This is a genomic window from Vibrio sp. S457-15, from assembly GCF_000960545.1.
GTDB lineage: Bacteria > Pseudomonadota > Gammaproteobacteria > Enterobacterales > Vibrionaceae > Vibrio > Vibrio parahaemolyticus.
Map to the genome: position 1 here is coordinate 13762 of NZ_JYOQ01000045.1, position 15995 is coordinate 29756.

A 15995-nucleotide genomic window follows, 5' to 3' on the forward strand; every position below is an offset into this window, starting at 1 on the left:
TCGAACGTTGGATGTGCAATCATAAGATTATATATCTACCCATTTATGGTTATTAAATAAAAAATTGACCATATCGTGACATTTATTGATTAATTGTCGTCAAAAATTCGTCGCCTCAAAATTTTGACGATTTTGTGTTCATTTTACTCTCGGTAATTCATAAGAATTTTATATAAATTGGAAAGTACTGTGTCGATGGTTCAGCGTTGTTTTACCTTACTCTTAGTTGCCTTATTTACCTCTGCAAATGCTTTAGCTGCAGGAGAGGTGGAAATTTCATTTAGTCCTGCTTCTGGGAGTCATTATGAAAATGGTGAAGAAATTTCGTATTCGATTGAGGTAAAAAATACAACGGCGGACACAATTGCAGATGTCTCAGTGATAAACGCGGTTTGGGATGTCATGTCGGGCGACCAAAAAGCCTTTCAGAGCGTATCGATATCAGACACTCACAGTCTAGGTTCAATCGCTGGTAGTTACGCATCTAGCAATGCGAACTTAGAAGTGACTGGCGCGACATTGCTTCCATTTGGTCGAGTTACTTATCATGTTAGCGCGACAGTGTCTCATGAGAGTGCTGAAAACATCGTATTAGGTGGCGCACAAGTAAAAGCGATGATTGCTGGGGCTGAGAATACATTCGTTGATACAACCAGCGTCACGTTTGAACCTGCCGAATACAAATACACGCTAGATGCAGCGGTAACGCCAGCTGAATATCAAGTCGCAAACGTTTTGACGTACACGCTCACCGCAAAAAATACTGGCCTGTTTGCAGTAAAAGGCTTAGACATAACCCAACCTTTTCTGTCTCTTACTGGTGAGGTTCTAAGCGGTGCCAACGCTCCAGTTTTTAGTCATGTCGAGATCAGTGCTGTCGCTTCTTCTGGGAGTAATACGGGAACATTTTCGAAAGCAGATGATTTGTCGGTAGAGAATGCGGAGCTATCCGTGGGTGGTTACATCACTTACACCATCAAAGCGACCGTTGCGAATGATCTGGTTTCTGACATTACAACTAAGGCGTCGGCGTTAACGCGCGATGGCCCTGTAGAAAGCAATGTTCTTGTCACGCCTCCGGCAACGCCGAACGTTACGCTTACCCATACACTTTTGTCTTCGACACCTTATTTAATCAACGGTAAGCTCAATTTCGAAATCAAAGTCAGTAACAACGGTGGTGCGATTGCACATGGTTACCACGTTACGCAGAACATCAACACGTTACTTACCAACAATGGCTTGGCGAACGATCTCTCGTCTGCTTTTAACAACACCGATGTGACCGGAAATCCATTCTCAACGTGGACTGTAACGGTCAACAACATTGGCTCTAACTCCTTATCTGTCTATCAAGCAAGTGGAGTTCAAACTGATGTCGATTTTGACGATACGGTGTCGATCTACCCCGGTGAGTCAATCACTTACCTAGTTGAAGCTACACTGACGCCAATCACCATTGGTACGCTTCAAGGCTTTTCTGCTGCCGTCAAAGATGAATCAGGTTCATTAATTCAGAGCGCAAACGTCGCAGATACAGTCAATGCAGAAAAAGTGCTGAACGTTTCTGACTCCGATATTGCCATTGCTAAAACAACCATCGCATCAGAATATGTGCCCGGTGGAAACATAGAATATGAAATTACGGTAACCAACGGTTCGTCTAAGTACTTTGCCAATAACTTATTGATTCAAGACAACTTAACTTGTGTCATGACGGAGCAAGCAGGTGGCGCTGGCGATGCGCAAGCGTTTAAAGAATGGAAAGTTGAAGTCATTTCGGGTGAGGATTCGCTTGGCTCGGATCCGGGTTCGTATAGCTATGGCTCATGGAGCTCAAATCCAATTGCTTTGACGCCCGATCTTGCTCCAGGAAAAACCATTAAATACAGACTTACCGCAAAAACCAATGACGCTAGCATGGGCGTTATTTTGGATGACTCGACGAGCTGCGCCAACGACAACGTGACCGAAAGTGGTTCAGGGGTTCAAACTCCTGACGACAACTTGCGTGTTAGTAAAGATGTCGACAGTCGTTACTATTCATCGGGTCAAACACTCACTTACACCATCGTAGTGACTAACGATGGTGATGGCTTTGCAAACCAAGTTCAGGTCTTGGATGAACTCTCGGCGATCGCTACTCAAGATATCAATGGTAATACGATCAACGCCTATTCGGATTGGACCATTACTGCAAACGCATATAAAGCAGACGGTACAGCCGCGACGGCTTCCAACACTGGTATTGTTGGGGCAGTAAAGTATCCCGACAACCTGAATGTGATTGCGACGCTTGAGCCACATTCCTACATTGAATACACCATCGTGGCAGACACTCATCCTCTAGCGAATGGGCACATTCAAAACCAAGTGACGGTCGACGGTACTGTGTACGCCGACCGAGGTTCTGATCCGCGTGATTTCGCTATCGAGGTTAACAAGCGTGTTAAAACGAACACCGATACCAGTTTTGATACCAAGCAAACCTCGTATTCCAAGCTGGACAACGAAGTGACGTTTGAAATCAGTGTGAAAAATGCGAAAGAGAACGGCTATGCAACCAATGTGCAAGTCAAAGATGCGATATCAACCATCACGGCTGAAATTTTGGAGCCAGATGGCGTCACTAAGCCAGTTTTCAATGCTTGGACTATTCGTGCTGAAATCAAGTCTGACGATCCTTTGTTGAACGGCAATCCTGCTTACACCGATGTCGGCAGCTTCTCAGACAACCTTGATTTAGATACTAACGCTCAAATTCCACCGAATGTTGAGGTGGTGTACACAATTGTCGCTCAGATTGACCGTTCAAATCCGGATCAAATTCTGTACTCTCAATTCAGTAATACCGCGACGGTTAAAACGCCAGATTCTACTGTCCAGTCATTAGCATCAGACAGAGTTACGGTGTATCCAAAAGAACCTAAGATCATCGTGACTAAAACCACTCCGGATGACGAGTTTATCCCCGGTGATTGGGTCACATTTACGGTCTCCATTTTCAACTTTGGTGAAGGTTATGCGAACGAAGTTCATGTAACGGACGATATTGTGGGTCTGGATGCGTTTTCTGAATGGACGATAGACGCGACGATTGATTCAAACAACTCGCCATACAAAACAGGCAGTTACGCAGGGCCTAAATCGGGTTACCCAAACAATGGAAATATTGACTCGCGTATTGATATCGACCCTAAAGTGGGGGGTGAGAAAGGCTCGGTGGTTTACGTTATTCATGGTCGAGTGAAGAACGATTATGCCAAGCAAGAGATCTCCAATACGGCGCAAGCTTATGATCCTTTAACCAATTTGAACCAGTCGTCTTCTGCACAAATTGGTGATGGTTCGAGCGACAAGCTTAATGTATCGATCTTAAAAACTGCCGATAAAGTCCGCTTTGTTCCGGGTGAAGACGTGACCTACGAAATCCGTGTTCTCAACAATGGCTCGCACACTGAAACCGGGTTAAAAGTCGTTGATAAGTTGCAAGATATTTTGTCTGTATTAGCGAACGACAAAGACAATCGTTATCAAGATTATCCGGACCAAAGCCCGTTCGAATATTGGCAATTTGACTATGACGACGGTGCCGGTTTTCATTCTGTAACAACGGAGAACTTTGTGTATCCCGAAGGAGACGCTTCCAAAACAATGAGTTTGGAACCGGACGAAGTGCGTACGTTTAAAATTAAAGCGCGTGTAAAAGATAACGTCGTTGGTTCGCTAGATGAAGGGGGGAAATTCAACGATAAAATTGCAAATGATGCATACATCTATCGCGATCTTGGTGAAGTAACGGAAACTTCTCACATTTCACACCATGAAATGAAAAAGGCATACAACGGTGGGAATGTCACGCGCAAGCTATTGGTGAATGGAGTCGAATCTCGTTTTTACTCACCAGGTGATACGTTGACCTATTTAGTGACGGTATCGTCTCAAACAGGTTACGTGAACGACCATACTGTGAGTGAAAACATCACTGACGTGACGACACAATTGCTCGATGGGTCAACTGCAACTCCCTTCGCGTCTGGTTTTACCGTTGATGTATCGAAAAGTGATGCCCACGGCGGTGACGGCACAACCGATGGTACGCTAGATGGCACGGTAGCAAACAATCAAAACATCTCAACCGTTATTGATGTGGCGGGTGGGGACTCAGTCACATACCAAGTCGAGGGCGTCGTTCGTGAAGAGTCGGTAGGTAACATTACCATCGGCGGTATCACCGTTATTCCAAACAGCTACCATCTTTCATTCAGCAAAACCGTTGATGAAGTAAGCTATGAGCCGGGTCAGCCATTGGTCTATCGCCTAACGATTGAAAACGATGGTAAGGGGAACGCGTACAATATTCCTGTGGTGGATCGCTTATCCAACATCACTGTGGAACTTGTTGATGGAACAAGTGAAAAGGCGTTTGATTCGGGCTGGACTATCGAGCAGAACATCGTCAGTGGTAGCGATAAAGCCATTCTCGATCTTGATGGTTCAGTTGAAAATAATCGAGATATCGACACGCATGCCTCCATCCCTGCGGGCACTAAAATTGAGTACAAAGTGACGGCGACGGTAAACAACAATGCAGTCGGTGAAATCCTCAACTTGTTGACCGTTGACGGCGATACTGTCAGTGCGAAGACGAAAGCATCGGCAGAGAAATACGACTTCGAAAAACACATTACCCGCTTCTTAGATCAAGACGGTGTTACTTCATTGAGCGGCGGTTACACGCCAGGCGGCTACATTGAGTATGAAATATCGCTCGTTAACCTTAACAACGTGCACATGCAAAACATGCCGATTAAGGATGAACTTAGCGCAATCAAAACCCAATACTTAGATGGAACGATGGGTGCAGCGTTTGACTCTTGGACCATCACGACTCAAACCGATACCAGTGATATCAGTGAGCCGGGGTCGGTCACGGATAACCGCGATATTGACACCCAGTTTAACCTTGCAGCAAATAGTTTCGCTGTTGGCGGCACTTTCATCAAATATACGGTGAAAGCAAAGATCAGCGAGAAAGCGGTTGGCCAAATCTTAAACGTAGCGGTTATCGATAACAGTCATAACCTAGTCGCTGAGCCAGCCAACATGCTGCCTTCTGAGGTAAGCAAATCCCACAAAGCGTACACGGATTCGTCTTTATCGAGCGAAAAGCTGACGTACAATCACACGCCTAGTGGTGAAAGCATTGTGTACCGTCTGCGCCTTCAAAACAATGGTAAAGGACTGGAGTACAACAAATCACTGCAAGAGTTATTCTCTAGCATCAAAGTCCGAGTGGCACAAAATGCGGCTGGAGAATCAGACGCGCAGAGTTTACCTGCGTTTGCTGCGCACGGATGGGATGTGAGCGTGAAAACTTCTGGTGAAGCAACGACGGATATCGGCGGTTTTGTTGGTGGTGCAAATGCGGATATCGATATTCCAGTTCTATCCATTGCGCCGGGCGGTTGGATTGAGTTTGTGATGAAGTCACGTATTCGCCCAGACGCTTTGGATCAAATTGCTTCGACGCCGAAATACGACGGCACGAACTTTGCGACAGCTCGCGTGACACCGGAAGGCAGCAATCTAGCCGTTAACAAAGAGATCGTTTCGATTGCTGGTAAACCTTACGCTGCGGGAGATACCTATAAACCAGAAGATGAGGTGGTGTATAAGTTTACGGTGACCAACACCGAACCTGTATGGCGTGATGAGGCCGCGATTCAAGACATCATCTCTAATGTTCGTGTTGAAGTTATTGGTGACACAACGAAATCAGCATTTTCAGAATCTGAAATCAGCCACGTCTTTACCTCTGTTGGTACCAGTGGCACGCAAGACACCTACATCCAACCATACGATGCCACCGATGATCTGGATTTGGTGGTTGATATTGCGCCTGAAGAAGTGATCGAATTTACCGTAAAGGGGAAAGTTCGCGCAGATGCTGTCGGTGATATCGATGGAAACACCGCAAAAGCCGGCAACCAGAGTGACACAACGGAAACCATTCCTCCTGTCGCACCTGTTTTAGATTTCCAAAAACTGGTGCTGAACACGACCGCCGACAGCAGTACGTGTACGTTCCCATCTTCGACGGGCACTGATTGTCACTACAATCCGAATGGCCAGATCCAGTATCAAGTCTCAGTCACCAACGTAGGTGAAAGTACCACTAATGGTGCCACCATTGTGGATGAACTGGACAAGATTAACACGTCTGATGGCAAACCAGCTTTTACGGATTACAGCGTGGCGATTGTTAGTGCACCAACGTCAGACCGCTTCTCCATCAATGGTCAATATCAAGGCAATGTACCCTTAAACGCAGCATTCGATCTGATGCCAGGCGATACCGTTGTCTTTGAAATTGATGGCACGGTTGCGGCGGATGCAACGGGCGCAATAACTAACGTAGCAAAAGTTGCAGGCGTGGACAGTAATGCTGTCGTGCTTGATCCGGGAACTTCGAACCTGCTGGCGCAAAAGTCGACGGACACTCCGACGTACACGCCGGGCTCGGAAGTGCGCTATCAGATGCGAATTCGCAACGTAACCACCAATAATGAACTGGTGGATGTGCGCGATACCATTAGTAACTATTTGGTTGAGACCGCGGACGGCACTGAAAAAGTCGCACTGAAAGATTGGAGTGTAAGCGCGAGCGTTATCTCTGACGGTAACCCGGCGTACACCGACATCAACAACTTAAATCTCATTGCGGATAATACCGACATCGACACCACCATTCAGATGGGTGGCAAAGCGCCAGATGACACCTATACCGAGGTTCTCATTGAGGTGGTAGGGCACGTGCGTGACGACGCGGTTGGCGAGTTTACCAACCAGTTGCAAGGGAAGTTAAGCAGTGGCTCGCGCTATGTGACGTATAACTTACGCGAAAAAGTGATCGTTCCTGAACCGGGCAATTTGGCCGTCACGAAAATCACTACCGATCCAGCGGCTATCTACCATCCGGGCGACATTATTGGTTACGACATCGAGGTGAAAAACACTGGCAGCGGCTATGCAACTGACGTATTGATTGCGGATTTGTGGAAAACCATTCGTACTGAAAAAGCAGGTTCTGCCTTGCCTGTTCGTGCCTTTGAGGGTTGGTCTGATGTCAGCGTTAGCGTAGATGGAACGGATCCGAGCTTAACTCAAGCTGTGTCGGGCTCAGAAGTAACGGGCGATAACGGTTATCAAGTTCGTTACAACATTCACCCTGCTCATAGCGTCAAGCTGCATGTAGAAGGCGTGGTCAAAGCCGATCTGGTTGGTGATATCACAAACGTGGTCGAAGTCAGTGACGCGACGAGTAAACAAGCCGCGCAAGCGACGTATGTTGCAGCTGCCGCCGATTTGAATGTGACAAAAATCGTCGATAAAACTCAGTATGAGTCTGGCGATACGCTGACGTATACGATTCAAATTGAAAACACCACGGCAAACTGGGCGAACGATGTCCAAGTTAAAGACTTCGTAAACAAAATTACGGCGGCCAGTGTGACTGGTGCAGACGTGATTGCGTTTGAGTCTGGGACTATTTACATGAATGCCGAGTCTCTGAACGGAGCCACTAAGTTCCCCGCAGCCAATGACGAGTTCATTGATGGCAGTATTGATATTGCGCCTAATGATGTGGTGACCATCACCGTAGAAGGTGAGCTTAACTCGCAAGTCGTTGGTGAGGTGACCAATACCGTTGATGTTACCTACAACGGCACCACAAAAACGGCAGAAGCGACCAGCACGGCCAAGATCCCCGATCTAACGTTTGTGAAAACGCCGATGGTGGAGCATTACAGCCCAAACAAAGCGTCGGGTTACATTCTTAAAATTGTCAATGAAGGCAACAACTACGCGAACGATATCAATTTGAAAGATGCCATTGGCGCGTTAACTGTCGATACGATTGATGGTTCAACCAACCAAGCATTTTTGCAATGGGCCGTTCAATATGTAGCGGGCAGTGCATTAACTACGGTCGATGCGAACTCTCTGGTGGTGGATAAAGATATTGACTACAACATCGACCTAGCACCAAATGACAGCATTACGTTGTACGTGATTGGTTTAGTGAATGCACAAGCAACTGGTGACATCGTTAACCAAGCCACACTCAACTACAACGGCAAAGATATTCTCGCAACTGCAACGCTAAAACCTTATCCGGGCGATGTCGTTATCGAAAAGTCCGCTGACGAACGATATTACCAGCCGGGAGAGTTCTCGACATTCCGAGTCAAGGTCACGAACAATGGTTCTGGTTTTGCTGCGGATGTCAAAGTGGAGGATTTGATTTCTTCATTAGAGGTTGAAACGTCTGGTGGCGCAATGGAAGCGGCATTCAACGATTGGACTATCGTGACCAGCAAAGGTGACCTTCGCACCAATATCGAGACCTTACCGGGACCAAATTCGGACATCGCGACCAATCTCGATATTGCTCCAGGAGATACGGTTGAATTTGCTATTACAGGCACAGTGAACAGCCGAGCGGTTGCCAACATTATTAACACAGCAACGGCTGAGTTTGCAGGTGCAACGACAGAAGCAACCGCAATCTTAGAAACGCTGCCTGAAGAAGTGTGGATTGAGAAAACAGCCGAATCTCCAATGTATATTCCGGGAGAAGATGCGGTATTCCACGTTCGCGTTTACAACGGCACTGATGGTTTCGATAACGACATCGCGTTAGAAGATATTTTGTCGGGCATTAAAGTCACCAACATCTATGGCGTGAGTGATCGTGCTTTCGAGAGTTGGACGATTGAAACGACGAACAGCGACAGCCGCACCACCATTACCCCGATGCCTGTCGATAATCAGGATATCCGTTCGATGATCGATATAGCACCGCATGACATTGTGGAGTTCACGATCACCGCGAAGACTAACCCGTTAGCCGCGAGTGATATCACCAACACGGCAACGGCGGATCTCAACGGTACGCAGCAGCATTCAAGTGCCACTGTTCAGCCTCAATCTCAGGGGATCTCGATTGAGAAAACCGCAGACACCCAATATTACGTTCCGGGTGCAGAAGCGACGTTCCGCGTCAAAGTGAAGAATGAAGGCACAGTCCCAGCGACAGATGTGGCTGTAAAAGACGCCATTAGCAATCTTGAAGTCGTGCGTCTTGATGGTACATCGGTAAAAGCATTCGACTCTTGGCGCATTGAGGTGAATAAAGCGAATGCGGAAACCGAGATCACCAACATGCCGGGCGTGAATTCCGACATCGATTCAACGCTAACGATCGCTGCGAATGATGAAGTGGAGTTTGTGATTACAGGCCTTGTGAACCAATACGCTACTGGCGAAATTGAGAATACCGCCAGCGCCACATTCCGTGGTGAAACGCAAGATTCAACAGCGACACTGCTGGCGATGCCGGAGTCGGTCAAACTTGAAAAAACCGTTGACGATGAGTTCTACCGTCCGGGAGAGAGTGTTACTTACCACGTGGTGTTAACGAATGAATCGGGTTCATTTACTGAAGAGATGGTACTGAAAGATCTGATCTCAGAACTCAAGGTCAACACCATCAACGACACTCAAGCTGAAGCATTTACCAGTTGGCGTATGACCAGTTCATACAACGATGAACGAACCATCGTTCTGCCGCAAATTCAGGGCGACAATCTGGATGTAAACAGTCGCGTGATTCTTGCGCCAAATGACACATTAGACATTGAGATTACCGGTGTGGTCAATGCAGACGCGATGGGCGAAATCACCAACCATGCTTACGCATACGACAAATCGGAAAGCGATGTTTTGGCAGAAGATGTCGCCATTATCAAACCGCAACCGATCATCTTATCGGTGACCAAAGTGGCCGATAAAGCCGAATACACCAATGATGACGATGAAATCACGTTCACGATGACGGCGACCAACCGTGGCTCTGGTGATGCAGAGAGCGTGAACTTGTTGGATGAAATCGACAAATTGATTGGTAGCAACGGTAATGCGTTGTTCACGACATGGAAAGCGACTATTACAGAGCTGAAATCTGGCGTTGTGGTCTCTGTGGATTCGGATAACAACGTCAATTCCAACCATACCTTGAAAGCGTACCAAGGCAACGAGTTTGAAATCGTCGTGACAGGTGAGATCAATCAAGGCATTGATGACAACTTTACCAACGTTTTCACGGCGGCGGCATCGACGGGCGAAACGGCATCTGCGAATGTCACGATCAAAGTGAAAAAGCAGGCTTACAACGAAGGCATGCTGAAAGTCACTAAAGTGGCAAGCAAATCGGAAGCCAGTGTCGGTGAAGTCGTTGAATATGAAGTGGTGATCACCAACGAAAACGACAACCCATTCTCAGGAGTGCGTCTGGTCGACCGTTATCCTGGTGGCTTTGCTTACATTCCTGATTCTACCGAGATGGTAAATAGCGGCCCTGATGGCGTATTTGATACCTCCGACGATATTCAAATCACGGTCGAGCCGACCAAGACAAACCAGCTGTTCTTCGATGTTGGTGACATGAATATCTATGGTAAAGGCGATTCTCAAACTGCGGATGCTGTGCGCATTCGTTACCTAATGCGCGTCAGTGTCGGTGCTACCTTTGGTGTCTACACCAACACTGCATGGGCAGAAGCGCCACCAGCTGAAAGCTTCTCGGCACAGAACACCAGCACTAACTACGTGGTGAAATCGAACCTAGCGAGCGCAACCGTCGAAGTGATGCCAGACAAAGTATTCGATACCGCTTCTATCATCGGTAAGGTGTTCGAAGACCACAATGGTGATGGTTTCCAAGCAGATGCAACCGCGGACGATGTTCTCATCGACATTGACCTTGCGCTAGGTGATTACGTTCCGAACTCGACCTTCATTATCCAAGATGGCGTAGAAACTCAGCTCAAAGATGTGACGGGTAAACAGCAAGGTCAACCTGTAGTGATGTCGAGAATGGATAAAGGCTACGAAGTGGATGAGCTATATGGCTTGTCTCGTAACCGAACGCTTAAGCAGATCAACCAAGTGGCGTTCCAATTCAAAACACGCACTCGCCAAGGCTTCTCATTCAAGGTGACCACCGATAACGGCACGCACATCGAGTTCGACCAACAAGGCAATGCGATTACCAAGCATAAAGGTGATAAGCAAAAAGGCCTGTCGGCAGAGAACATCGATGTAGAGAGAAACCTTTATCGCGACGGGGATGAGTACCTTTGGGAGATCGTCGTTGAGAACAAAGGGCTTTATGAAGACGGTATTCCGGGTGTTCGACTGCTTACCGTCGAAGGCATCATTATCGAGACCGACCAATATGGTCGATACCATGTTCCAGATCAGTGGGTGTTGAATAAGAAAGGGAAGCAGTTCTTGGTCAAAGTCGACACAGACTCGCTACCAACGGGTATGAAAGTGATCAGTGAAAACCCGAAAGTACAACGAATCACACCAAACAAACTGACGAAATTTAACTTCAGTATTCAAAGCAGTGGGGATGATTAACCGTTCGTAACTTACACGTTGGCTGGGCTTGTTCCCAGCCATTGACTGCAACGGTTAAGCAAGAAAATTATGATTAGATTTAGACAATCAAAACTGACGATATGTATCGCGGCGGCGTTGCCGATCCTATCGTACGCAAAAGACACCAGCCAGTTAGAAAAGCTGGGCAGTGACTCACTGGGTATTGAAGTTAACACGCATGAACAAACCGACAATTCTCGTATTTATCTGGAACAAGGTGCGATTTGGGTTAGCCGTGACATCATGCGCTTTGACCCAGTGTTGGATCTGAGCATCAGCAGCAATGTGGAAGTCAGAAACGGCAAACCTCTGCAAGAGATGAGTTTTGCTATCACCACCAACTTCAGCTACTACGTGGATCATTACCAATTAGAAGTGTATCGCGGTGGCGATCGTGGTTTGGTGTCTCCGCTGGCGGTGGTGGAAGGTCAGCAATTTGCCAACGATTTCAACATCGTTTGGGATGGCAAGACCGATCAAGACTACCAATTTGAATCCAACACGCAGCTTCTGTTTCGCTTAAAAGCGTTTGATAAAGACGGCAACATGGACGTGACAAGCGTCGGTGTGCTCGATCTTGTTGAACCCGATTCTGAAGTCGACATCGACAAGAATGATGGTGAAGAAGATCAAAGCCGTAAGCTTGGCAAAGCTCAGTTGATGCGCCACAACATTCCTACCTCGGCTGGTCTGGCAAGGTTTATGGGTACGGGACTAAAAGGTGTCGACAAAGTGGTGATTGGTGAAGATGAATTTGACGTAGAAGAGGGCGAGCTTTACGCCGAACAATACTTGCCAGCCGACGCCTATCTATTCCCAACTCGTGTGGTATTTGATAGCGGTGAAGAGCGACGTTACCAACTGTACGTGCGTATTCCGGATGAATATTGGGTACAAGCGGGTTTGGCGGACTTCTACATTGGTAAAAACAAAGTCACAGGTAATTCGGCAGCATTGGCGGTTGATGACCAATATCAAGATGATATCTACAACCAAGGTCGCTTAGCGTATTTTGGCCAAGGTAAGTTTGGTGACAAACTTCGAATCACCACCCACTTTGATACCAAAGAGAGTGACGTGCGAGACATGTTTAAGCACCCGTTTGCCTCTGATTCATCCAGCGTATTCGACATTCTCGAAGACGACGATGAAATGTATTACGGCAACTACGGTGACAGCTCGAACATCTACAAAGTGGTCAACACCAAAGGCAAAGTGTATCTCAACGTTGAATACGACAAATCCAACGTTTTGTGGGGGAACTACAACACAGGTATAACTGGTACTGACAACAACGATTACAACCGCAGCCTATATGGTTTCAAAGGTGACTATCGCACACGTTCTACCACCAAGTTCGGTGAAGATCGTCTTAACATCGTTGGCTTTGCCGCCGAATCGGACTCGCTGTTTGCGCACGATGAATTTTTAGGTACTGGCGGTTCGCTGTACTTCTTACGCCATGGCGAAGTTGTACCGGGCAGCGACAAAGTGATGGTTAAGGTGGTCGACCCAAACAGCGGCATCACCTTGCAAGAACTGCCGTTGCAGTCGGGACGTGACTATGAAGTCGACCCATACCAAGGCCGAATTATTCTAACCAAACCACTAAACAACATCATTTCTGACAACTTTGGCTCGGTCATTAACGACTCCCCAGCTGACGGTTATGACAACTATCTTGCTGTCGATTATGAATACGTGCCTCAAGGCAGTGAAGCGCTTGGTGCAATGACCGCTGGTGGACGCGTCAAAGGTTGGGTAAACGACTACATCGGTGTAGGTGCAAACTATCAAACCGAAGAAAAAGATAACCAAGACTATGAAGCGTACGGCACAGACTTAACGCTACGAGCATCAGAAGGCACCTATTTGAAAGCCGAGTTCGGCCACAGTAAAGGTCGTCAAACCGATTCTAACTATGTCTCTTTCGATGGTGGTTTAACCTTTACGCCTATTGGTGGCAGTGCGGATGATCGTGAAGGTGACTCTTATCAAGTGAAAGGGGTGATGAACCTCTACGATATCGCCCCGAGCGTGTTTTCTGCTGTGGGTAACGATGTTAAAGCTTGGTACAAATCTAAAGATGCAGGTTACAGCTACGCAAGTCAAGATGACGATTTAGAACAAGAATCTTATGGTACGGAAATCCGTCTTCAAGCAACGGATCTTGTTGCGGTGAAAACTCGATTTACCTCGATGGAAGAGCGTGAGTCCGACGGCACACTAAGAACGGATTCTCAACAGGCAGAACTGGAAACTCAGGTCAAAGTGACCAAACACATCAAGATTTCCGCAGCAGGTAAACAGGTCGAAGAGCTAAACAACGAAGACGAAAAAGGCAAAGGCACCTTAGCGGGCCTGCGTGCCGATTACATTTGGGATAGCGACAACAATGTTTACATCAAAGGGCAAAAAACCGTTGGAAAAACAGATGAGTACGATGAGAACGACAGCGTCACTATTGGTGGTGAAACGCGTATTTTAGAAGACTTCGTCGTTGGCGCAGAATACACCACGGGCGATCGTGGCGATGCGGCTGAAGCCAGCGTGACTTATGATGTGACGGAAGACTACAGCACTTACTTAACCTATGTCGATGACAGCTACGAAGGCAAAAACAACGTGATTGTCGGCCAACGTGCAGATCTGACCTCTACGGTCGATTTCTACCAAGAAAACCAATTTGTTGATGAGAACAACGGCAAAGGTCGCATCGATTCATTCGGCTTTGGCTACGACATGAATGACGACATCGACATGGGTATCGGCTATCAGAAAGGCGAAATCGAGGATGATCAAAACATCACCACCGAGCGCCAAGCGGTGAGTGTAAGCACCTCGATTGATGTCGATGATGTGTTGTTCAAGAACAAAGTGGAATATCGTGTCGATAAGACAGATGACTCTGCTGACCCAGACAAAAAACGCATTGACCAATGGGTGACGACCAACCGTTACACCCATCATCTGACGGAAGAGTACACCTTATTCGGTAAGTTCAATTACTCACGCTCAGAAAGCAAATCGAGCGACAAAATGTTGGCTCGTTTTATTGAGTCGACCGCTGGATTGGCGTATCGCCCAATTTACAACGATCGTTTGAATTTGTTGTCGCGCTACACCTACTTAGTGGACTTCGACCAACTTAATCGCGATGTGGATTACAAAGATGAAGAAAGCCATATCATTGAAGTGGAAGGCATCTATTCACTTGATGCCAACTGGGATTTAGGCGCGAAATACGCATTCAAAAACAAGCATGAACTTTTCACTCGTCAATCGGGTGAAGACATTCCGGTTGACAGCAAAATCTCATTGTACGGCTTAAGTGCTTCTTACCGAGTGATGAAAGAGTGGGACGTGACAGGCGAGTACCATTGGAAGACCGATTCGACCTACGATGAGTTAGAGCGAGGTGCGCTGATTTCAGTGAACAAACATCTTGGCGACAACTTCAAAGTCGGCGTCGGCTATAACTTCTCAGGCTTTGACAGCAACCTTGCGAATGATGATGACTACGACGCATCAGGCGTGTTCATTAACCTAGTTGGTAAGTTATAAGAGGGTCACATGAAAACGACGATTCGCTTGTTGAGCGGCATTATGATTGGTGCATTGTTAGCAGGTTGCGCTACCGAGACTTACGTGAGCCAAGAAAACCGAGAGAAATTCTCCGATGTGAATGTCTCTAAATTTCTTATTAGTGAGTGCTTAGCGCCGCAGCGAGAAATTCATATTGCCGTTGCAGAGCACTTTGATTTCGACAAATTCAATATCCGTGAAGCAGATGCGACAAGTCTGGATGCGTTTATTCGCGATATTCAAGGTTTAAGCGGACGCATTACCATTGTCGGTCACACTGATTACAAAGGTTCAAACGAGTACAACGACGCGCTTTCTCTACGCCGAGCACAATCCGTTGCGGCGTACCTCAAGCAGCAGCTTGATCCCACTTTTTATGATTGGGAGATCAAGCACTTTGGCGAGACTCAACCGCTTACGCTCGATACTTCAGATCAAGCGCGTGCCGAAAACCGCCGAGCGTACGTCATGTTTGAGGAGGCGCAAAAATACGATGAGATGCCATTCTGCGAACCTCCAAAGCCAGAGCGTAAGGTTTATATGACCATGACGCCACACTTCGACTTTGATCAGTCAGAGTTGAAAGCTGAAGATCTCACTCAGCTCGATGATTTCATTGAACAGTTACAAGGGTTAGAAGGCAGCATTTTGGTTGCAGGGCACACCGATCAAGTCGGCTCGCTTTCTTACAATGAAAAATTGGCAGAGCGACGAGCTCAAACTGTGGCCGAATATCTCAAGACCAAACTTGATGCGTCGCGGCTTGTTTGGGAGGTCAAAGCGTTTGGTGAACTGCAACCGGTCATAAATCAAACGACTTCGGAAGCAAACGCACTGAATCGACGTGCCTTTATCGTATTTAAAGAGAGTGAACACGGACAACTGACAGAATAATTTGT

Annotated in this window: 3 protein-coding genes; all 3 read left to right on the forward strand. The window is 47.0% G+C overall.

Annotated elements, in window-relative coordinates; translation table 11 throughout:
* The first annotated feature begins 195 nt into the window (after nt 1–195).
* The 3 genes from UF05_RS06130 to UF05_RS06140 all read left to right on the forward strand — a co-directional run bounded on the left by UF05_RS06130 (nt 196) and on the right by UF05_RS06140 (nt 15990).
* Complete coding sequence (locus UF05_RS06130) at nt 196–11490, forward strand: DUF11 domain-containing protein (protein WP_197065572.1); 11295 nt, start codon at nt 196–198, stop codon at nt 11488–11490.
* 69 nt (nt 11491–11559) lie between these two features.
* Nucleotides 11560–15075, forward strand: coding sequence for a hypothetical protein (locus tag UF05_RS06135; protein WP_045545886.1), 3516 nt, complete (start codon nt 11560–11562; stop codon nt 15073–15075).
* Between the two features lie 9 nt (nt 15076–15084).
* Nucleotides 15085–15990, forward strand: a complete 906-nt coding sequence (locus tag UF05_RS06140) for an OmpA family protein (RefSeq protein ID WP_029839968.1) — start codon at nt 15085–15087, stop codon at nt 15988–15990.
* Nucleotides 15991–15995 lie beyond the last annotated feature (5 nt).